24 protein-coding genes and 1 other annotated feature are annotated in these 22,397 nt (G+C 27.1%); of the genes, 9 read left to right on the forward strand and 15 right to left on the reverse strand.

Annotation, left to right across the window (positions count from 1 at the left end):
* Window position 1: 1 nt before the first annotated feature.
* The 5 genes from argJ to NQ543_RS09445 all read right to left on the reverse strand — a co-directional run bounded on the left by argJ (window position 2) and on the right by NQ543_RS09445 (window position 6,219).
* Window positions 2-1,225, reverse strand: a complete 1,224-nt coding sequence (argJ, locus tag NQ543_RS09425; RefSeq protein ID WP_004609614.1) for a bifunctional ornithine acetyltransferase/N-acetylglutamate synthase — start codon at window positions 1,223-1,225, stop codon at window positions 2-4.
* 11 nt (window positions 1,226-1,236) lie between these two features.
* Entirely contained in the window at window positions 1,237-2,277 is a 1,041-nt protein-coding gene (argC, locus tag NQ543_RS09430; RefSeq protein ID WP_004609613.1) for an N-acetyl-gamma-glutamyl-phosphate reductase, read from the reverse strand.
* Window positions 2,278-2,317: 40 nt separating this feature from the next.
* Window positions 2,318-2,529: a binding site (T-box leader), on the reverse strand.
* Between the two features lie 133 nt (window positions 2,530-2,662).
* Window positions 2,663-4,264: an ABC transporter permease gene (locus NQ543_RS09435; RefSeq protein WP_004609611.1), complete on the reverse strand. Its 1,602-nt coding sequence runs from the start codon at window positions 4,262-4,264 to the stop codon at window positions 2,663-2,665.
* Window positions 4,257-4,970 carry an ABC transporter ATP-binding protein gene (locus NQ543_RS09440; protein WP_004609610.1) on the reverse strand — a complete coding sequence of 238 codons (714 nt, stop codon included), beginning with the start codon at window positions 4,968-4,970 and terminating at the stop codon, window positions 4,257-4,259. The genes NQ543_RS09435 and NQ543_RS09440 overlap by 8 nt, the downstream gene beginning before the upstream one ends.
* A gap of 124 nt (window positions 4,971-5,094) precedes the next feature.
* Complete coding sequence (locus NQ543_RS09445; RefSeq protein ID WP_004609609.1) at window positions 5,095-6,219, reverse strand: AI-2E family transporter; 1,125 nt, start codon at window positions 6,217-6,219, stop codon at window positions 5,095-5,097.
* Between the two features lie 160 nt (window positions 6,220-6,379).
* Between NQ543_RS09445 and NQ543_RS09450 the strand changes: the two genes are divergently transcribed.
* The 6 genes from NQ543_RS09450 (at window position 6,380) to NQ543_RS09475 (ending at window position 12,269) form a co-directional block, all read left to right on the forward strand.
* Window positions 6,380-7,594 (forward strand): argininosuccinate synthase, encoded by a 1,215-nt coding sequence (locus NQ543_RS09450; protein WP_004609608.1) that lies wholly within the window; start codon window positions 6,380-6,382, stop codon window positions 7,592-7,594.
* 30 nt (window positions 7,595-7,624) lie between these two features.
* Window positions 7,625-9,016, forward strand: a complete 1,392-nt coding sequence (gene argH, locus NQ543_RS09455; RefSeq protein WP_004609607.1) for an argininosuccinate lyase — start codon at window positions 7,625-7,627, stop codon at window positions 9,014-9,016.
* A gap of 96 nt (window positions 9,017-9,112) precedes the next feature.
* Window positions 9,113-9,802 (forward strand): VanR-ABDEGLN family response regulator transcription factor, encoded by a 690-nt coding sequence (gene vanR, locus NQ543_RS09460; protein ID WP_004609606.1) that lies wholly within the window; start codon window positions 9,113-9,115, stop codon window positions 9,800-9,802.
* Window positions 9,795-10,880 carry a sensor histidine kinase gene (locus tag NQ543_RS09465; RefSeq protein WP_004609605.1) on the forward strand — a complete coding sequence of 362 codons (1,086 nt, stop codon included), beginning with the start codon at window positions 9,795-9,797 and terminating at the stop codon, window positions 10,878-10,880. The genes vanR and NQ543_RS09465 overlap by 8 nt, the downstream gene beginning before the upstream one ends.
* Before the next feature lie 98 nt (window positions 10,881-10,978).
* Window positions 10,979-11,488, forward strand: a complete 510-nt coding sequence (locus tag NQ543_RS09470; RefSeq protein ID WP_004609604.1) for a VanZ family protein — start codon at window positions 10,979-10,981, stop codon at window positions 11,486-11,488.
* A gap of 112 nt (window positions 11,489-11,600) precedes the next feature.
* The gene (locus NQ543_RS09475) at window positions 11,601-12,269 is read left to right on the forward strand and encodes a C39 family peptidase (protein WP_004609603.1); all 669 of its coding nucleotides are present in this window, start codon (window positions 11,601-11,603) and stop codon (window positions 12,267-12,269) included.
* A 24-nt stretch (window positions 12,270-12,293) separates the two neighbouring features.
* On the opposite strand, the gene NQ543_RS09480 is transcribed toward NQ543_RS09475, so the two are convergent.
* The 4 genes from NQ543_RS09480 to hflX form a co-directional block, all read right to left on the reverse strand.
* Window positions 12,294-13,040, reverse strand: a complete 747-nt coding sequence (locus NQ543_RS09480; protein ID WP_004609602.1) for a metallophosphoesterase — start codon at window positions 13,038-13,040, stop codon at window positions 12,294-12,296.
* A 94-nt stretch (window positions 13,041-13,134) separates the two neighbouring features.
* Window positions 13,135-14,124: an ornithine carbamoyltransferase gene (gene argF, locus NQ543_RS09485; protein WP_004609601.1), complete on the reverse strand. Its 990-nt coding sequence runs from the start codon at window positions 14,122-14,124 to the stop codon at window positions 13,135-13,137.
* Between the two features lie 50 nt (window positions 14,125-14,174).
* A complete protein-coding gene (locus NQ543_RS09490; RefSeq protein WP_004609600.1) occupies window positions 14,175-14,360 on the reverse strand; it encodes a hypothetical protein in 186 nt (61 codons plus the stop codon).
* 13 nt (window positions 14,361-14,373) lie between these two features.
* The gene (hflX, locus tag NQ543_RS09495; RefSeq protein ID WP_004609599.1) at window positions 14,374-15,600 is read right to left on the reverse strand and encodes a GTPase HflX; all 1,227 of its coding nucleotides are present in this window, start codon (window positions 15,598-15,600) and stop codon (window positions 14,374-14,376) included.
* A 57-nt stretch (window positions 15,601-15,657) separates the two neighbouring features.
* Between hflX and NQ543_RS09500 the strand changes: the two genes are divergently transcribed.
* The 3 genes from NQ543_RS09500 (at window position 15,658) to rbr (ending at window position 17,640) form a co-directional block, all read left to right on the forward strand.
* Window positions 15,658-16,572: a nucleoside recognition domain-containing protein gene (locus tag NQ543_RS09500; RefSeq protein ID WP_039903992.1), complete on the forward strand. Its 915-nt coding sequence runs from the start codon at window positions 15,658-15,660 to the stop codon at window positions 16,570-16,572.
* Window positions 16,573-16,652: 80 nt separating this feature from the next.
* A complete protein-coding gene (locus NQ543_RS09505; RefSeq protein WP_004609597.1) occupies window positions 16,653-17,054 on the forward strand; it encodes a Fur family transcriptional regulator in 402 nt (133 codons plus the stop codon).
* A gap of 1 nt (window position 17,055) precedes the next feature.
* Complete coding sequence (rbr, locus tag NQ543_RS09510; protein WP_004609596.1) at window positions 17,056-17,640, forward strand: rubrerythrin; 585 nt, start codon at window positions 17,056-17,058, stop codon at window positions 17,638-17,640.
* A gap of 142 nt (window positions 17,641-17,782) precedes the next feature.
* Here the strand turns inward: rbr and NQ543_RS09515 are convergent, their stop codons facing one another.
* The 6 genes from NQ543_RS09515 to NQ543_RS09535 all read right to left on the reverse strand — a co-directional run bounded on the left by NQ543_RS09515 (window position 17,783) and on the right by NQ543_RS09535 (window position 22,376).
* Window positions 17,783-18,808, reverse strand: coding sequence for a helix-turn-helix domain-containing protein (locus tag NQ543_RS09515; protein ID WP_004609595.1), 1,026 nt, complete (start codon window positions 18,806-18,808; stop codon window positions 17,783-17,785).
* A gap of 751 nt (window positions 18,809-19,559) precedes the next feature.
* Window positions 19,560-20,174: an NUDIX hydrolase N-terminal domain-containing protein gene (locus NQ543_RS09520; protein WP_004609594.1), complete on the reverse strand. Its 615-nt coding sequence runs from the start codon at window positions 20,172-20,174 to the stop codon at window positions 19,560-19,562.
* A 28-nt stretch (window positions 20,175-20,202) separates the two neighbouring features.
* Window positions 20,203-20,982 carry a Cof-type HAD-IIB family hydrolase gene (locus NQ543_RS09525; protein ID WP_039903990.1) on the reverse strand — a complete coding sequence of 260 codons (780 nt, stop codon included), beginning with the start codon at window positions 20,980-20,982 and terminating at the stop codon, window positions 20,203-20,205.
* Window positions 20,983-21,529: 547 nt separating this feature from the next.
* Window positions 21,530-21,673 carry a hypothetical protein gene (locus NQ543_RS12165; protein ID WP_004609592.1) on the reverse strand — a complete coding sequence of 48 codons (144 nt, stop codon included), beginning with the start codon at window positions 21,671-21,673 and terminating at the stop codon, window positions 21,530-21,532.
* A 24-nt stretch (window positions 21,674-21,697) separates the two neighbouring features.
* Window positions 21,698-21,829, reverse strand: coding sequence for a low molecular weight phosphatase family protein (locus tag NQ543_RS12170; RefSeq protein ID WP_004609591.1), 132 nt, complete (start codon window positions 21,827-21,829; stop codon window positions 21,698-21,700).
* A complete protein-coding gene (locus tag NQ543_RS09535) occupies window positions 21,822-22,376 on the reverse strand; it encodes a DUF5714 domain-containing protein (protein ID WP_004609590.1) in 555 nt (184 codons plus the stop codon). The genes NQ543_RS12170 and NQ543_RS09535 overlap by 8 nt, the downstream gene beginning before the upstream one ends.
* Between the last annotated feature and the right edge of the window lie 21 nt (window positions 22,377-22,397).

Consider the following 22,397-nt stretch of genomic DNA (forward strand, 5'->3'; position numbering starts at 1 on the left):
TTTATGAACGATAATCAGCATTGATTTTAACATAATCGTATGTTAAATCGCATCCCCATGCTGTTGCTTTATATTCCCCATTATGAATATCAATGATAGCTTTTACTTCGCTACTAGACAAGATTTTTGTTGCAAGTTCTTCACTGTAGTCAGTTGCCATCCCCTTGGTTACTAACTGTAATGTTCCATGTTCACTTGCGATACTTAAATCAACATTATATGGATCAAATTCTTCCCCCGAATAACCCATAGCACATAAAAGTCTTCCCCAATTTGCATCATTCCCATAAACTGCTGTTTTTACAAGCGGTGAAGTACAAACACTTTTTGCAATTACTTTAGCTTGTTTAATACTATTAGCACCATGTACTTGAACTTCTAATAACTTTGTTGCTCCTTCACCATCACCAGCAATCGCTTTAGCTAAATATTCACTAACATAATATAAAGCTTCCTTAAATTTATAATAATCGTCATTTTCACTAGTAATTTTTTCATTATTAGCCAAGCCATTAGCTAATAATAATACTGTATCATTAGTCGAAGTATCTCGATCTACTGATACCATATTAAATGTATCTGTAATCACTTCTTTTAAAGCTTTATTTAATAATTCTTTAGAAATATTACAATCAGTTGTAATAAAACCTAACATCGTTGCCATATTAGGATGAATCATTCCCGATCCTTTACAGCATGCCCCAATAGTAACAATTTTTCCCCCTAGTTCAATTGTTACAGCAATATGTTTAGGCTTTGTATCTGTTGTCATAATTGATTGAGCAACTATTTCTCCAGATTTTTGATCATCGTTCAATAATGCCTTTACCTTAGCAATCCCTTCAATTATCTTATCCATTGGTAATTGTTTTCCAATAACACCAGTTGAACAAATTAATACTTCTTCCTTCTTCACTCCAAAATTATCAGCTACCTTACTAGCAAATAATTCATTATTATAAATTCCTTCATCCCCTGTACAAGCATTTGCTACCCCACTATTGATTGCAATAACTCTTGCACTATCATAATTTTCAACAACCATTTTATCCCATAATACTGGCGCTGCTTTTACTACATTTTGAGTAAAAGTCCCTACTGCCAGTGCATCAACTTCACTATAAATCAAGGCTAAATCCTTTTTCTCTTTTTTAATTCCAACATGATCACCAGCTCCATAAAATCCTTTTGGTAAAGTAACTGTTCCATCATCAATTATTTTCATTTTAATTCCCCCTATAAAACAGTTGGCATCAACTGTAATCCTTCTTTTTCATCAAACCCAAACATAATATTCATATTTTGAATTGCTTGGCCAGCTGCACCTTTTACTAAATTATCCATTGCCCCCATCATAACAACACGATTAGTACGCTTATCGATTTTATAATTAATATCAACAAAATTACTACTTTTTACATTTCTTACTTCAGGTAATATTCCTGGTTTTAAAACTCTTATAAAATATTCATCATCATAACAATGATATGCTTTTTCAATTTCGTCCATACTAACATTTGGTTTTAATTTAGCATATGCAGTAACTAAAATTCCTCGATTCATTGGTATCAAATGAGGTGTAAAATTCAATATGACATCACTATTACTTGCATACCCAAGCTGTTCTTCAATTTCTGGAGTATGACGATGATTAGTTACACCATAAGCTTTAATACTTTCATTGACTTCACAATATAAATTAGCTACTTTAGCACCTCGTCCAGCTCCACTAACACCACTTTTTGCATCAATTATTAAAGTATCCATATCAATTAATCCCGCTTTAGCCAAAGGATAAATTGATAATATCGAACATGTTGGATAGCATCCTGGATTAGCAATCAATCGTGCATTTTTAATATCCTTACGATTAATTTCACATAGTCCATAAACTGCTTCTTTAATATATTCAGGTGATGCATGTTTAATTCCATACCATTTTTCGTATGTATCGACATTTTTAATTCGATAGTCTGCACTTAAGTCAATAACTTTGACTTTACTTAAAACATTTTCATTGATCATTTTTGCACATACCCCTTGAGGTGTCGCAAAAAAGACAACATCGATATCACCCAAATAAGCTTCAATATTTTCATCAACACACTTTTGGTCTAAGACATTAAAATATCCACCAAAAATTGAACTATATTCTTCATCAGTATATGTTCTTGAAGAAACCCATTTAATTTCAACCTCTTTATGCGTTAATAAAAAACGAACTAATTCACATCCCCCATATCCTGTTGCTCCTACAATTCCTGCTTTAATCATCATGATCCCCCACTTCCTTTTAAAATAAAAAATCGTCTCTTAAACAAGAGACGAATTACCGCGTTACCACTCTATTTATCATAAGTTGACCTTATGATCTCTTTCATCGTTAAGGGCGATTACCCGAAAGTGATACTATAATTTCCCACTTTCCTCTCGTAAATGCGCTTCATTTTGACTATATTACTAATCTTCCACCACCATTAGCTCGCTAAAAATCATCATCAAAACTACTCTTTTAGTCATCGAGTTGTCTATTATTATATTACTAAAAATCTTTTTGTCAAATATTTTTTCAAAAATATTTACTAATTTGAAAAATTTATACTTAAGATTTACAATGATATAATCAATTATTTTTAAATAATGTTTTAAATTAAAAATATTTTTATAATTCTTCAAATCTTTTTACGCCCCATGTTCTAAGTAGATGATAAAATCCAAGATCAGCAATAATAAATAAAATGACCCAGCCATAAAAATAACTAGTAAGATTAACACTAGAATTAATATAACCAATCACAATAAAAAATACTAATGCCATTGTAACTAAAATAGAAATAGTTACTGATGCACTTTGCTTAACCACTACAGTTTCATTGACCCAATCAAACTTTGGTTTCCAAAGATTAACAAGTAAACCAAATAAGGCAACAAATGTAGTAAAGATCATTGGTACAATAATTACAACCAAACAATCAATCGGATTCAAAGAAAAAATTATACACCCAACTATAGAAAATATTATTCCTGGTGGAATACATAAAGCTAAATGTAAAAACAGTTTACTATTTAAAATATCGATTGTTTTAATTGGTAATGATTTAATAATCCATAAACGATTACCTTCTATAGAAATTAAAAATGCACTAATATCATTAAGTGAATTAGTAGCAATTACTCCTAAACAAAGTAATGGCACAACTAATTCATTTACCATATTTTCAAATTGTAGTGGTATTATATTTAATGCGTTAATTAATTCTTGTCCTTTAATCAATAATGCTCCCGCTAAAATCACCGTAAAAACAATTCCTAATGCCCCATTTAACATAATCATTGGATTAGATACAAAATGTCTTAATTCTCTTTTAAATAAAGCCAATTTTTGACTTGAATATTTTATATCTTTATCTTTCATTTTTACTTTTTTAGTTTTAGGTTTAGTTGTAGCTATTGAAATAAAATTTTTTGAAAGTAAATAGATTACTAATGCAAATGGAACAAATACCCACAATAAATACATTAATAAACTTAATATATCTACGTCACTTATTGCAATTGATAAATAATATATTGGAAATAATGTATTTTCAATTGCCTCACCAATTGACTTTCCATTAGCAACTAAGGCCATAATATATTCTGGTACTTTATTTATTAAATAAAAATATGCTCCTAAAAATGCTAAAGAAATTACTACTGTAATAACTGTTTTATTTTTAATTCTTTTCATAATCATCGCCATTACCCAACCAAAAGCACACGATAATGCTAAAGCAAGTAACGGTAATGTAATAATGACGATTAGAAAAAATAAAAACTTAATTAAATCAAATGATGTTTGATAAAAATAAACAATCATTCCTGGTACAACAATTAAAGCTTCATACAAATAATTAACAATCAATAATACAAATACCCTACTTAACAAAATATCTTTTGTCTTAATTGGCATTGAAAGCAATAATTCATTATCTTTAGCCCCATAAATTTCCTGCTGAGTAACAAAAACACTACCAATAAAACACAGCAAAACAACTAAAATTCCCATTATTCCAAAATATAACCACTCATATCCAATCAAACTAAATGGTTTTAAAATTTCATTAAACATTACCCCAAACATTAAACCAAATACAACTGCCACATAACCAATAATTAATAACATAAAAATAATTTTACCAAATGATGGTGATTCTTTTTTTGCTGTTTTTAATGACCGAAAAAACAAACCTTGTAAGCGAATTTTAACTAATGATTTAAGCATGGTCATCCTCCAACTCTAAAAATACATCTTCTAATGATTCATCACCAATAACATCTTGAGTATTTCCACTTACAATTAATTTTCCTGCTTTAATAATTGCAATTTTATCACATAACTTTTCAGCAACTTCTAAAACATGAGTTGAAAAAAAGATAGCTGCTCCTTGATCACACATTTGACGCATCAATTGTTTTAATAAATGTGTAGCTTTAGGATCCAAACCTACAAATGGTTCATCCATAATAATTAACTTTGGTTCATGAACTAAAGCTGCAATAATTGCAAGTTTTTGTTTCATCCCATGAGAATAAGCACTAATAACCTCTCCTAAAGAATCACTCAATTCAAACATATCACTATATTTTTTAATTCTTTCCGTTCTTTTTTCTTGATCAACTCCATAAACATCACAAATAAAATTTAAATATTTAATTCCCGTTAAATATTCATATAAATCAGGATTATCAGGAATATATGCCATAATCTTTTTACAAGCTAAAGCATCTTTTTTGATTGATTTTCCATCAATAAGAATATCTCCTGAATCAAAATTCATAATTCCCACAATTGCTTTTAATGTAGTTGTTTTACCAGCTCCATTATGTCCAATAAAACCATAAATATTACCACTTTCAATATGCAATGATAAATCATCTACAGCTTTTTTATGACCATATGTTTTGGTAAGATTTTCAATTTTTAACATAACTTTTCCCCTTTATAATTATTTTTATTATTTATATTATTATTTTATTCCAATAATTTTAAAATTTCAACAAAAGTCTTCTTATTTAAGAAAATTTTAATAAATTATTAAAAAATAAAATCACTCATTCGAGTGATTTACTACGATTATTAATATATTCCTTTAATAACAAATAAATTACTGATAACGTTGGCACACTAAATAAAACACCGACAATTCCCCATAATCCACCACCTACAGTAACTGCAAACAATACCCAGATTGAAGGTAATCCTACTGAAGAACCAACAACTCTTGGATAAATTAAATCGCCTTCAATTTGCTGTAGAATAACTAAATAGATTATAAATAACAAAGCTTGCATTGGATCAACTGTCATAATCATAAACGTACCAATTCCACCACCAATAAAAGCGCCAATAATTGGAATAAAAGCTGTTATCCCTACTAATGTACCGACCATTGGAGCATATGGGAAACCAAAAATTTTCATTCCAAGTGCACATAGACTACCTAAAATAATCGCTTCAATTGTCTGACCAATAATAAAATTAGTAAATGTTGTTCTTGAAATAGTCGCAATTTCAATAATTTTATTAGTAATCCTTGGCGGAAGACAAGCACTTAATAATTTACGAGTTTGACGTTTCAATGTTTCTTTACTCATTAATATATATATTGCAAAAACAAATCCAACAATAATATTGAAAATGCCATTTACAAACATTGATAAAATATCAACAGTTGAACCAAGTACACCAGTAAATCCTATTTTAGCAAATTCGCTAAATTCACTTGTAAGTGACTGAACATCAACTGTATCGAAGAAAGATTTTAATTGTAAAGAAATTCCTGAGTCACCTTTACTCCATTTTTCAAGTGTTTCAAATACTTCCGGTAAACTTGTAGTAATTAATTTAATTGCATTTGATATTTCTGGAATTACTAATTTTACTACTAACAATAAAACTCCTAATAAAATTAAAATTGATAAAATAATACTAGCTATTCTCTTTATAATTTGAAATTTATTAGTAGTAAAAAATTTATTTAAAACTTTTTCTACTCTGATCATTAAAACATTTAAAATAAAAGCAATGATAAATCCAAGAATAAAAGGCATAATAACTGATATTAATTTACTTATAGACTTAAAAATCATTTCATAATGATTAAGCCCCCAATAACAGATAATACCTAATATTACAATTTCTAAAATCTTACGGTAATTTAATTTATTTTCATTCATATAATTCCCCCAATTAATCTTTTCACATTATATTTTACATCTATTTCTCTAATATGAACAATTAATAAAATTATAGTATAATTATGATAAATTATTGCAATTATTTTTTCTATAGTTTATTATAATGATAATTTAGATTATTTTAAGGGGGAAATTTTAAATGAAAGAAAAAGTAATTCTTGCATACTCTGGAGGACTTGATACAACTGCAATTATTCCATGGTTAAAAGAAAACTATGATTATGAAGTAATTTGCTGCTGTATCGATGTTGGACAAAAAGATGAATTGGACGGTTTGGAAGAACGTGCTAAAAAATGTGGAGCAACAAAACTTTATATCAAAAATGTTGTTGAAGAATATGTTGATGATTATATCATCCCAACTGTTCAAGCTGATGCTGTATTTGAATACAAATATTTACTTGGAACTGCAACAGCTAGACCTTTGATTGCTAAAGTATTAGTTGATGTAGCTAGACAAGAAGGAGCTAGTGCTATTTGTCATGGGGCAACTGGTAAAGGTAATGATCAAATTCGTTTTGAACTTGGAATTAAAGCATTAGCACCTGATTTAAAAATTATTGCTGCTTGGCGTGATCCTAATTGGACTATGGATTCTCGTGAATCAGAAATCGAATATTGCCGTGCACACGGAATTGATTTACCATTCTCAGTGGATTCTAGTTATTCTCGCGATCGTAATATTTGGCATATTTCACATGAAGGTTTAGAACTTGAAAATCCTGAAAATACACCAAATTATGATCATTTATTAGTTTTGTCAACATCACCAGAAAAAGCACCTGATCAAGCTGAACATGTAGAAATTGAATGGGAAAAAGGTGTTCCCGTTAAATTAAATGGTAAAGAAATGTCAACAACTAAAATTCTTGAAGAATTGAATGAACTTGGTGGAAAACATGGTATTGGTATTGTTGACATTGTTGAAAATCGTGTTGTTGGAATGAAATCACGTGGTGTTTATGAAACACCTGGGGGAACTATTTTAATGGAAGCACATCGTCAACTAGAAGAATTAGTGTTAGATCGTGAAACATTAAAATATAAACGTTTGGTTTCAGTAGAATTTGCTGAATTAGTATACGCTGCTAAATGGTTTTCACCATTACGTGAAGCTTTATCAGCATTTGTAAGTAAAACTCAAGAAGTTGTTAGCGGAACAACTAAATTTAGATTATATAAAGGAAATATTATTAAAGAAGGAACTGCTTCTCCATATTCTTTATATGATGAAGGAATTGCAAGTTTTTCAACCGGTGATTTATATGATCATCATGATGCTGAAGGATTTATTACTTTATATGGTCTTTCAACAAAAGTTAGAGCAATGAAATTAAATAACAAAAAGGGCTAATGCCCTTTTTTCTAAACAGGAGGAAATAAAATGAATTTATGGGGCGGAAGATTTACTAAACCTACTAACCAATTAGTATATGATTTTAATGCATCGATTGAATTTGATCAAACATTTTATCAACAAGATATTCAAGGAAGTATTGCCCATGTAAAAATGCTAACTAAACAAAAAATCTTGAGCGATGAAGAAGGCGAGCAAATTGAAGAAGCTTTAAAACAAATCCTAAATGATTTAAACAATCATAAACTTGAAATCGATAATACACAAGAAGATATTCATAGCTTTGTTGAATCTACTTTAATTCAAAGAATCGGTAATGTTGGTAAAAAATTACATACCGGTAGAAGTAGAAATGACCAAGTTGCCTTAGATATGCGTTTATATACACGTGATCAAGTAATAATGTTAAATACATTGATCCATAACTTATTAAATACTATTAATAATTTAATGAAAGAACATATTGATACAATTATGCCTGGCTTTACCCATTTACAAAAAGCTCAACCAATTACTCTAGCTCATCATTTAGGTGCTTATTTTGAAATGTTTAAACGTGATAGCAGTCGTTTAGAAGATATTTATCATCGTATGAATGTTTGTCCACTTGGTTCAGGAGCACTAGCTGGAACTACTTATCCATTAGACCGTGAATATAGTGCAAAACTACTTGGTTTTGATGGTCCATGTTTAAATAGTATTGATGGTGTTAGTGATCGTGATTATTTAATTGAGTTATTAAGTGCTATGTCAACGATGATGATGCATATGTCTAGAATTAGTGAAGAAATAATTATTTGGAATACTAATGAGTATCAGTTTGTGGAATTAGATGATACTTTTTCAACTGGTTCATCAATTATGCCACAAAAGAAAAACCCTGATATTGCTGAATTAATTAGAGGTAAAACAGGTAGAGTTTATGGAGCATTAACTAGTTTACTTACAACAATGAAAGGTTTACCACTTGCTTATAATAAAGACATGCAAGAAGATAAGGAATTGTTTTTTGATGCTTTAACAACAACTAAAGGTTGTTTACAATTATTAAATGATATGTTAAATACTACAACATTTAATAAAGAAAAAATGCGTAAATCGGCAACCGGTGGTTTTACTAATGCTACTGATGCTGCTGATTATCTTGTTAATAAAGGTGTTCCATTTAGAGATGCTCATGGTATTATTGGTCAATTAGTTCTTTATGCAATTAGTCAAAATAAAGATTTAGATGATTTAACAATCAGTGAATTTAAAAATATTTGTGATGTTTTTGAAGAAGATATTTATGAAGCAATAAGTGTTGAAACATGTGTTAATAAGAGAAATACAATTGGAGCTCCAGGAAATGAAGCAATGAAACAAGTGATTGCTTTAAATGATAAATATTTAGAAACTTTTAAAAATACTAGTGATTAATACTAGTATTTTTTATTTCTTACAATTTTCTTAAGAATTTACGATTGGTTTGTATTTTTAATTGAAATAAGATAAGATGAAAAATGAGGTGATATTATGGCATATAATATATTAGTTGTTGATGATGAACAATCAATTGCTGATTTAATTGAATTATATTTACAAAATGAAAATTATCATATTTTTAAATATTATTGTGGTAAAGATGCTTTAGAAAGTTTACAAAAAAATCATTATGATCTAGCTATTTTAGATGTAATGATGCCTGATTTAGATGGTTTTAGCTTACTAAAAAAAATTCGTAAACACTATTACTTTCCAGTAATTATGTTGACTGCTAAAAGTAATGATTTAGATAAAATCAATGGTCTTACTCTAGGAGCCGATGATTATTTAACCAAACCATTTAATCCATTAGAATTAGCAGCTAGAGTAAAAACTCAACTTAGACGTTATTTACGATATAATCAAAATCCATCTACTAATCAACATATTTATGATTTTAACGGTTTAGTAATTAATAATCATACACATAAATGTACACTATATGACCAACCATTAAATCTAACCCCAATAGAATTCTCTATTCTTTGGTATTTATGTTCAAAACGCGGTAATGTTGTAACTTCAGAAGAGTTATTTGAAGCTGTCTGGCAAGAAAAATATTTAGACAACAATAATACTGTCATGGCACATGTAGCTAGATTACGAGAAAAAATGCACGAAAACGCCCGCAAACCAAAATTTATTAAAACTGTTTGGGGGGTAGGTTATACCATTGAATAGTTCTCATTTTAAAAAAAGTTTAACTGCCAATCTAATAAAAAAAATAACTGTTACAACTTCTATTTCTATCTTTATTTTTATAATTTTATATCTATATTCATATGAAATTTATCATCAATATGTCTTTCAAGCATATGATTTTGTGTATTTATTTGCACAATCAATAAAAAGAAATTTATTAACTATTTTTATTAGTTTAGTTGCTTTAGATATAATCATTATTTTTTGGCTTAGATATCGAGAATCTTTGCAATATATTGAAAAAATGCTTGAAGCTGGAAAAATACTAGTACAAGATAATGATACTCTAATCAACTTACCTCATGAATTAAAAGAAATCGAAGATCAAATGAATCAAATAAAAAAAGATTCACTTAAAAATAAGATTGCTATTAGACAGGCAGAAAAACAAAAAAATGATTTATTATTATATCTAGCTCATGACTTAAAAACTCCGTTAACTTCAATAATTGGTTATTTAGATTTATTAAATAATCAACCTAATTTATTACCTGAAGAAAAAAGAACTTATGCAAAAATTGCTTATGATAAAACAATTCGTTTAGAAGAATTAATTGAAGAATTTTTTGTAATCGCTAAATATAATCTTAGCGATATTGAACTTGAAAAAAAATCCGTCAATTTATCAATTATGTTGGCTCAAATTGCTTATGAATTTATGCCCATGTATCGTGAAAAAAATATTGAATGTGTTACAAATATTGAAGATAATTTGAATGTATCAATCGATGTGAATCAGTTTGAAAGGGTATTTGATAATTTAATTCGTAACGCTATTAATTATAGTATCAATGATTCATTGATAAATATCAGTGCTAAAAAAGAAACTAATTACATTATCATTAAATTATCAAATACAGTTAATCTTATCGATAAAAATAAACTTAAACATATTTTTGAGCCATTTGTCCGTTTAGATAAATCAAGAAATAGTCGAACAGGTGGTGCTGGTTTAGGACTTACTATCACTAAAAAAATTATCGAGCTTCATGGTGGAACAATTGATGTTGATTTAGATAATAACTTGATTTATTTTACAATAAAAATACCGATGTAAGAAATTTGTAAGAATATCTTTAGTAATTGTTAATAGATTATATCCCTCTTTTTGTTATTATAATATCGTAAAATAAGTTTAGGGGGTGTAGATGTGTAATGATGAAAAAAAGAATTCTTAGTATTGTTTTAATGATTTGTTCATTTGCTTATTTTTTATTTTTATTAAGAATAATTATTTTTAAAAATGGATTTAATAGTTATGATTATAATTATAATCTTCATTTCTTTGATTTTATTAATCAATGGTATGATAAGGGAATTGATGCAACTTTATTAATTAATGTATTAGGTAATATTGCATTATTTGTTCCTTTAAGTATTATTCTTTTAAATTATTGCAAATGTTTAAATAATACTAATATTATTTTTATTAGTTTTTTTACTAGTTTTTCATTTGAATTAATCCAGTTATCAACTGGATGGGGAATTTTTGATGTTGATGATATTTTATTAAACACAATTGGAGGAATAATCGGTTTAATAATTTATCGACTATTTAACTTTAAACAAAATAATTTTACTTCTACAATCTTTTTAATTAATTTTGGAATAATTGGTTATATTTCATTATACACATATAAACCATCACTATTATCAATTTTATAAAGGAGTCTGTTAATATGGAAAAACTAACTACAAAAGAAAAAGTATTTGTTTTTATAATTTTAGGGGCAATCATTATATTTTCAATTATTACTAAATATTATTCTATGATGGTATGAAAATAAAAAAATTAGTTATTATCTTGCTTATATTATTTATTGGTTATACTTTTATCAATAAAAATAAATGTCCTGAATATATTGATGAATTTGTTCAAAACTATCCACAAGCTAAAGAACTAAAAACTAACTATCAACCATATGAAAACAACGAACCAATTAAAATATCTATTACCAATGATAACATTCCTTTACTAATTCAATGGGATAAACGTTGGGCATATACTCATTATGGTGATGAAATAGTTGGAACTGCAGGTTGTGGTCCTACTTGTTTGTCAATGGTTGCAATTGGATTAACTCAAAATACTAAATATAATCCACGTTATATTGCAAAATATGCTATTGAAAATGATTATCTTGAAGGAAGTAAAACAAGATGGTCATTAATGGAGCAAGGATGTCAAGCATTTGGTTTAAAAGCTAACGCTATTGCTTTAAATAAAAATATAATGATTGAACAATTAAATCAGGGACACCCAATTATCTGTAGTGTAAGACCAGGTGATTTTACTAATGGTGGTCACTTCATTGTAATTACTGAAACTGTAAATGGTAATTTTTATGTAAATGATCCAAATAGCAAGGAAAACAGCAAACGTACCTGGACATATGAAACATTAGCCCCACAAATCAAAGCACTATGGGCCTATTCAAAATTATAACCCAAGGATTTCTCTCCTTGGGTTTTATATTAAATTTTTTTCAATCACTGTAATTTTTCCATCATTTAAACATAAACAATTTAATTGGCCTACTGTTCCACATGCCAATCCACCGTCAATTCCAATCTTATTATGATTAATTGTATCAAACCAGATATCAAAGCTAAAATCATCATTTAATAAAACTGTTGGTGTATGTCCAAAGATATATATTTTAGTTAAATCACCACGTTGTAAATAAAATTTTTCCCGAATCCATAATAAATCATTTTCAACTTGCTGATTCAATGGTTTTCTAACATCAATACCTGCATGAACTAAAACATAATTTTGTTCATTAACAGATATTTCTAAATAATTAGGTAAACTTTTTAAATATTCATATACCCTTTTTAAAAATTCTCTTCTAATAATACAATAATCTTCATATTTCATCGTATCTTTTTCAAGATAATCATTAATACTATTAATTGTCTTATCTCCACCATTTGCTATCCATAACTTAACTACATTCATAGAATAATCAAAATCATCATTTTCAAGATTACAAGACAAAGCTTCTTGCATCATATATTCATGATTACCTTTAATTAAAATAATATTATCATGTTCTTGAATATAAAATAATAACTTTAAACTATCTTCTCCTCGATCACAAACATCACCAACAATATATAGCTTATCGAGATCATTAAAAGAAATCTCATTTAATAATTTTATAAATAAATCATAATATCCGTGTACATCACTTATGACAAAAATACGTCCCATTTTCTACCACCTGTATATATCATAATATAATTACACTCAATTATAAATAAAATATTTATTAATTACAACAAAAAAAACGGAACACTGTTCCGTCTTATTGATTACCTAAAGTGGCTACCATAACCGCTTTAATTGTATGCATTCTATTTTCAGCTTCATCAAAAACAACTGAATTTTCACTTCTAAATACTTCGTCTTCAACTTCACGAATATCAATACCTTGTTCATATTTTTCTTTAGCAACATCCGTTTCAAAATCATGAAATGATGGTAAACAATGCATAAACAAAGTTTTAGGATTATTAGTTTTTGCCATCATTTCTTGAGTAACTTTATACGGTGATAATAGTTTTACACGTTTTGGATATAATTCTTCTGGCTCTCCCATTGAAACCCAGATATCAGTATAAATTACATCAGCATCTTTAACAGCTTCATCTACATTATCAGTAATTGTTAAAGTTCCACCTGATTTTAAAGCTTCTTGTTTACAATACTCAACTACTTCTTGATCCATTTGTAATTCACTTGGTCCAAGTGCCACAAAATGCATTCCCATTTTTGCCGCACCATACATTAAACCATAACAAACATTATTTCTAATATCACCAGTAAATACAAATTTAACTTCATTTAATGGCTTATCTAAATGTTCTTCAATAGTTAGAAAATCTGCTAATGTTTGAGTTGGATGATCAACATCTGTTAGCCCATTCCAAACCGGAACCCCAGAATAATCACGTAATGCTTCAACTGTACTTTGTTTAAAACCTCTAAATTCAATTCCATCATACATTCTTCCAAGTACTTTAGCAGTATCTTCAATCGATTCTTTTTTCCCCATCTGTGAATTTGATAAATATGTTACATGTCCGCCTTCATCTAAAGCAGCAACTTCAAAAGCACATCTTGTTCTAGTTGACGTTTTTTCAAATAATAGGACAATATTTTTTCCTACCAAACTTTTACCTAGAATTCCTTTTTTCTTATCAGCTTTTAATTTATGAGCTAGATCTAATAAGTATCTAATTTCTTCTTTAGTATAATCTTTAAGTGTTAAAAAACTTCTTCCATGTAAATTCATTGTAAGTCCCCCTTTTTCTAGATTCTAACAAAAATAAAAGCAATAATCAACTAATTGATTACTGCTGGATTATCTTCTTTTTCAAACATTTCTTTAATGTTATCTTTAGATTGAATAATTAATTCTCGAACATGTTTTAATGTTTCATCAGTAACTAAAATATCAAATGCTTCTTTTGCGCTACTAGCTTCTACTGCAATCGATAAATCTAATTTATATAATTTTTTATCATCCATAATAATCTCTCCTTTAATTTTTTAATATATATTTACTATATCTACTAATCATACTAGGATGCATTTCTACTTTTAAATAAATGCTATCTTCTAAATACTCAAATTCTAACACCAAACAATGTTGATGTAAATAACTAAATATTTCACCATCTCGATAAGGTATATTTAAATTATAAATTGCATAATCTTTAAACAGGATCGAACTAATCATTTTTTCTAATTGCTCAAAACCAATTTGTTCTTTAGCAGAAATAAAGACATACGGATCTTTAGGAATAATAAAAGCATATTTATTTAAATCTATTTTATTATATGCATAAATCATTGGTGTGTCCTTTATGCCTAACTCTTTTAAAACTTGATTTGTTGTTTCTATGCACATTTCATAATTTTCATTTGTCGTATCAACAACATGAATCAATAAATCAGCTTCAACAACTTCTTCAAGAGTTGAACGAAATGCTTGTACTAAATGATGAGGTAATCGATTAATAAAACCAACTGTATCAGTTAATAAACAAGGATGATGATTGATCTTGATATTACGAGTAGCTGTTTGTAAAGTTGCAAAAAGCATATTTTTTTGTAATACTTGTTTGTTTTTATCAATACAAAAAGCATTCATCAATGTACTTTTTCCACTATTAGTATAACCTACTAAAGCAATTACTTTCATTTCGTTATTTTTACGTTTTTTTCTTTGCGTTTGTCTTTGTTTTACAATTTTAGCCAACTGATTTTTAGCTTGATATATTTGATTAGCAATCATTCTTCGATCTAATTCAATCTGTTTTTCACCACTACCTCTAAAACCTGATCCACCTTGTTGACTATATAAGTGTTCTTTCATCCCTGCTAAACGCGGTAGTAAATATTGACCCTTAGCTATTTCTACTTGTAACTTTGCTTCTTTACTTTTAGCTCTCTGCTCAAAAATACGTAAAATTAAATCTGTTCGATCAGTAACTTCAATATCTAAACCATCAGTCAAATTTTTTATTTGCAAAGGTGACAATTCTTCATCAAAAATTACAATGTCAATATCATCTAATTGCATTTTAATTTCTTGTACTTTCCCAGTACCTATATATAATGATGGATTAATTTTATCTAAGTTTTGAACACATTTTTTTATTACTTTAATATTACAAGCTTTACATAACTCTTCTAATTCAACTAAAGAGCTATCTAAATCATAATCCATCTCTTTGTATTTAACTCCAACTATTAATGCATCCATTCTTTCACCTCATCTAATTTTATCTTATCCAAATAAATTTTGCTAGAAGGAAAACATATGAAAAAATTAAATTATTATTTCACTTTATTATTAGTTACATTTATTACTTTATTTTCATTTTTTAATATGTTTCAAATCGTCGCTTTATCTAATAATGTCATTAAAATAGTTATTAATAATCTTTTACCCTCTCTATTACCTTTTATGATCTTGATATCTTTATGTTTATCATTAGGTTTATTAAATTTATTTAGTTATTTTATTCAATTTTTATTCAAGCCTCTTTTTAAATTATCACCAATCATGTCATCAATATACTTTATCTCATTTTTTTGTGGTTATCCTACAAACGTAAAGATGATCAAAGAAGCCTATACTTTAAAATACATTAATGACAGTGAATTACAACATTTATTATCAATTGCTTCATTTGCTTCAATATCATTTATTTTTGTATCACTGAATTTAGAAAATCCTATGATAATATATTTATGTCATATTTTACCCAGCCTTACTAAAGCATTATTCTATCATAAACAATATAATTTTCAAACACTTAAAGAATCATTAACTACTCTCATTCAACCTCATTTAAGTTTTGTAGTTGCATTAAAACAAAGTATTCTCAGTTCTTGTTATGCCTTTATTTTTATTTTAGGATATATGCTTGTTTTTCAATTTATTGGTTATGCTTTATCTAATATTATTAACAATGATTTTTTAAATGCTGTAATTCAGGGAGTTTTAGAATTTAGTTCCGGTAGTTTACAATTATTACAATTTAAACATACTCCTCTTATTTATAGTTTAATATGTTTTAATTTATCATTTAGTAGTATCAGTGTTATGATGCAAACTGATAATTTATTAGACAATATTGATTATAGTTTTAAAAAATATTTTCTTGCTCGATTATATCATGGTATTAGTTCTTTTTGTTTATGTTTATTTATATATACTTTTATTCTATGAGCATTATAGTTGACTAATAAAATGTTTTAATATATTATAATAGTAACCATTACTATTATAATAAAAATAAAGGAGGCTCAATGACAAAAATAACCAGATACTCAAAACAACGTGAACTAATATATCAAAATTTAAAAGCTAGATGTGATCATCCTACAGCAGAAAGTATCTATAGCGATTTAAAAGTAGATAATCCTGGATTAAGTTTAGGAACCGTTTATCGTAATTTAAATTTTTTAGTAGCCACAAATAAGATACGTAAATTAGATGTTGGTCAATCTACTGTACATTTTGATGCTGATCTTTCAGCACACCATCATTTTATTTGTAATCGCTGTCAACAAGTATTTGATATTGCTTATAGTGAAAATATTAGTAATGAAGTGCAAAAACAAACTGAACATAAAATTGAAAAAGTAGAACTTGTTTTCAGTGGTGTTTGCAAAAAATGTTTAGAAATTCAAAAAATGGAGGAAAATTAAAATGACACTTAAAGGAACTAAAACAGCTAATAACTTAATGCATGCATTTGCAGGAGAAAGTCAAGCACGTAATCGCTATACTTATTATGCTTCAATTGCTAAAAAAGAAGGATTTGTACAAATTCAAAATATTTTCTTAGAAACAGCTAATCAAGAAAAAGAACATGCTAAAAGATTAATGAAATTCATGAATAAAGACTTAGCAGGTGAAACTTTATATACAGATGGAAACTTCCCTGTATTATTAGGAACTACTGCTGAAAACTTAAAAGCTGCTGCAGCTGGTGAAAACGAAGAATATACTGATATGTATCCAAGTTTTGCTAAAACTGCACGTGAAGAAGGATTCGAAGAAATTGCTACTGCTTTAGAAAGTATTGCAATTGCTGAAAAACATCATGAAGCTAGATACTTAAAATTACTTGAAGCTTTAGAAAATGGTACTACATTTAAGCGTGAATCACCTGTAGTATGGAAATGTAATAACTGTGGATTTATTTATGAAGGTTTAGAAGCACCTGAAAGATGTCCAGCATGTGATCATCCAAAAGCACATTTTGAAGTTAATACATTCTTTTTAGGATAATAAATATATAGCTAGATAAATTGTTCTCTGTAAAATAGATTGTTATTGCTCTTATTTTACAGAGAGTTTTTATTTTATAGAAATAAATATGACATTAAAAAGAAGATTATAATGTCTAAGATATAATCTTCTTTAATATATACTAGATTCTTTTCAACATTTGTATAAAATCTTCATTTTCTTTTAAAAAATCAAAATCTTTATCTTTTAATAAAGTAGAAAGTAAGTCTTTAGCCTCTTTTACAAGTTTTTGTTTATTAGCTTTAATTGTTAAATGTGAATAAAGTGGTGAAGTAAGAAAATTTTCATTTTCAAATAAAACAGTAAACAATTTCTTTAAAATTGAAATACTCGTTTTTTCATCTCTTTTTAAAATTGCAACTTGTAATATTCCTAAATACGGTAAATAATTGGCTAAATCAAAACATTTTCCTACTTGTTTATATACTTTAGCATAATAATTATAAGCATATTCATTATTTTGTTCAAATGCTATTTCAATCATTTGGATTAATAATGATAAAATAATTGAAATTTGCTGATATAATTTTTCTTCAGTTAATTTTAGTGCAAGATCATTCTCTCCTTGTACTCGATATAAAGAAACCATCTTTTGACGTTTATCAATCACGTTTTGTTCTGGTAAACTTTCAATCATTTCTTTAGCCAAATCTAATTGGTTGTTTTTTAAATAATTATCTATCATCATTGATTTAGCTAAATTTCTGATTTGCAAATCATCGCTTTTTAAAGAATCTAATATCCATTTTTCAATCGTTGGATAATAAGTTTCGTCATCTTGTTTATCATCAATACATAACATTCCTTTTAAGACTAATGCACAATTTAGTAATAACTTATAACAAGTTGGATATTCATCAATTTTATTTTTCGCTAACAAAAAAGCCTCATCAATCTCTTTGTTTGCAAGCTCATTTAAAAACAATCCAATTTCCATATCTGTTAAATCTTCTTTAAAAGATAAAAGTGTATTTAAATCAGTTTTTAATATTCTAGCTAAAATAGGTAATATCGTAATATCAGGATAACAATTTCCCTTTTCCCAACGATTAACTGCTGAAGATGAAAGATTTAAAAGAGCTCCAAGTTGTTCTTGAGTATAACCTAGTTCTAATCTTCTTTCTTTAATAATTTCATTTATTTTCATTTAAATCACCTCTAAATAATTTTACTATTTCTTAATTTCAATCCAATTAATCAAAAGTAAATTTTCACTAATAAAAGTTGCGTATCCATTAATTATCCTTATTGATTTATCGAATATTGAAATTAATACTTCTATTTTGAGTACTTTGCAAACTATTTGTATATAATTTTTTAAAGAGGTTTTGCACATAACTCTTATAAATATCTTTATATAAATTTGAACATCACTTTTATATTAAGTTTGAAAGAAATCAAAAACTCACTATATGCATCATTTTCTTTTAATTTAAGAAAATTAGTATTAGAATTATATGATACATTATCTATTTCACACAATTCAATGTTTTGTAGTTTATATATTACTTTTTCTATTCTTCCGTTATACCTTGTGTTAATTCTACAATTTCATTATTTACACTTTCAAATTATAGTGATATCCATTTGCTTACTCTTATAAAATTAAATGCTTCTTTTTGCATAATTTTATAATCCATAATCTTTCTTGCATTAACTGTGATAATAAAATTAAATTTTAGATATAATTTATAACTTGAGGCGATAAAATTCCATTATATATAAAAATCATTTATAAATCATCATATCTACATGTTGTCCCTGTTATTTTCACCTATGATAAGCTATATTTTTTAATGTATCCACTAAAATGGAATAAAAAACACCTACATCATATTATTTTCCTTATCAACCCTATCCAATATTTTTAAATCCATATATTAATAAACATTTATAACTTAATCAAACTGAGTTTGCCAATTTTCGTTTAAATAAGCTTTAAAACACATTTCAATTTGTTCTTTATTCGTTTTTTCTTCTGCTAAATTATGTGGTAAATCTTGTAAAGAGAAATAACGAATTTCTGTTGTTTCTATATTTTCAACAAATTTACCATTTATGACTTCACATAAAACAAAAATTTTACACACACCATAAGCATAAACAGGCTTATTATGCTTATTTCTATCTTGTATAGAAATAATTTTTACAGTTTTTACATTAAGTCCTGTTTCTTCTCTAACTTCTTTTTCAGTATTTGATTTAACAGATTCCAAAACATCACACCAACCGCCCGGTAAAGACCATGTCCCATTATTTTCATGAACTAGCAATATTTTATTATTTCTAAATATTGCAGCTCTTGTATCTAGTTTTGGTGTTTGATAACCTGTTTCATGACAAAATAAATCTTTAACTTTTTCTATGCTTACTTCTGTCTTTTCTGCAAGCATTTCCGCTGATATTTCTCGTAATCTTTGATACCTTTCTCTATCATATACATCTTTTGTATAAGTTAATCCAATTTGTGATAGACTTTGTATTTCTATTGCCCATTTCAACCATTTTTCCATTTATAAAACCAGCTTTCTTTATGTAATCTTATATCAACCCAATAGCTTTACAATAGGAATAAATTCCATCATTTGCAACATCATCACATATATCATCAGCAATAGATTTTAATTCTAATGAAGCATTTTTCATAGCAACACCTCTACCAACAGCCTCTAACATTTCAATATCATTATTACCATCACCAAAAGCCATTGCTTCTTCTTTAGTTAATTGATAATAGTCTAATATTTTATTAATTGCCACACCTTTACCACCACTTAAAGGAATAATATCGATCGCCCGATCCCACCATGCTACAATTTTAGCATCTTTAACATCTTTCATAATCAAGTCATACTCATTTTTATAACATCCTAACATAATTTGATAAACTTCTTCAGTATTTACTACTGTATCAAAATCATCTGCAACTTTAACTTTATTTCCACTGAATCCATAATATTCATCTAAATCTTTATCACTACCATTTGCAGCTAATCTATTTTTTGTAGCTAAAGATAGTGGACGTCCAATTTTTTTAGCATTATTTATAATAATATAAACATCTTCTTTTTTTAAAGGATTACTGAAAATATCTATATATTTATTAAAACAATAAGAACCGTTATAAGTTAAAAAAGCATCAAACTCAACATTTGGAAAATGTGGTACTTGCATTGGTGATCTTCCAGTAGCAATACAAATCTTAATTCCATTATTTTTAAGTTTCACTAATGTTTCTAATACTTTTTTTGAAATTTGTTTTTTCTTCATATCAATCAATGTTCCATCGATATCAAAAAAAATAATTTTTATATCATTCATAGTGTAAACCCCCATTAATTATCATTTACAAATTTTATTTAAATACATTATAACATGTACTAATTTTAAAATCAGTTTTTCCAACTATTAAAAACTTACTTTTTAAAATACAGTTTAAAACAAAATACTATGATAGCAAAAAAATATTTAACACTTTGTTTATTACTATCACTAGTCAAAATTCTAGACTATCTTTATTGTTTATATTAGTACATTTTATAATAAATTTTATATCTAATTTTTGATTATCCTCATAAACACTATAATTTCAAGTATTTTAAAATATAAGAAAAACTCTCATTTTACCACGATTGAATGAACCTTGATATGACAATAGAACAACACTAAAAAGACATCATTGATATCTCAGTAATGTCTTTTGTTAAAAAGTAGTCAATTCTAAAACTAACTGCTTTATATGTATAGATATGAAATTGTCAAACTGAAATTTTTAGTTAAATATTCTTCTTCAATTCAATAATATTTTGTTCTATCTTTTTAATAGTGATTTTAAACTCTTCATCTGTTTTTCAACAGAATCTTCTAGTTACCAATTATTATCAAAAATTCTTCCTATAAAAGGAGAACTTACATTACATCCCATAGAAATAATAATATCTACTTTAAGAATATCTGATATCAATTTCAAATATTGATTTTGTTCCATATCAATTCCATATGACTCTTTCATAATACGAACTACGTCTGGATTGATTTAAGATTTAGTTTCCGTTCCTATTGAATAACTTTCAAATACATCAAAACCTAAATGTTTACCAAGTACTTCCGATATTTGACTACGATAAGAATTATGAATACAAATAAAAGCTACTTTTTTCTTACTCATAAAATGGACATCTTTCTTTGATACATTGCATATTTAAATTTGAATACTCACACTTAATATCTTCATATTCAAGTTTAACTTCATAATGAGAATTGATATATTCTACACCATACTTAAAAGCAATCATTGCATCTCTTTTACAACATCTTGGACCATTGATTTTTCCTAATGTTGAGATTGCTTTTGAAGTAAACTGCATATGATTTCCCCAAGTTCCATCCTTAGTTAACGGTCCAGTACCATCAATGATAGATAATGTTGCACCTATGGATGTTATAGCACCACAAACTCCCCATAAACCACACATAGCTCCTGGCATTCTTAATCCTTCTTGTTTTAGCTTCAAAAGTGCCTCATCTAAATCGATATTACCACCAGCATTTTTATAAGCAACAAGTATACTTGCTCCATCTAAAATATGATGTTCTGGACCATGAATACTAATATAGTCATTTTTGGTAATATTTTTAAAAATTTGAATAGGGTTTATACTAATTTCTCTCTTTATATCATTTATAATTAAGTCTGCTTTTTCATTTATAGTCATAATTATTTTCTCCTCAAAATT

Origin of the sequence: Thomasclavelia spiroformis DSM 1552, assembly GCF_025149465.1 — a bacterium.
In the GTDB taxonomy this organism is placed as follows: Bacteria; Bacillota_I; Bacilli_A; order Erysipelotrichales; family Coprobacillaceae; genus Thomasclavelia; species Thomasclavelia spiroformis.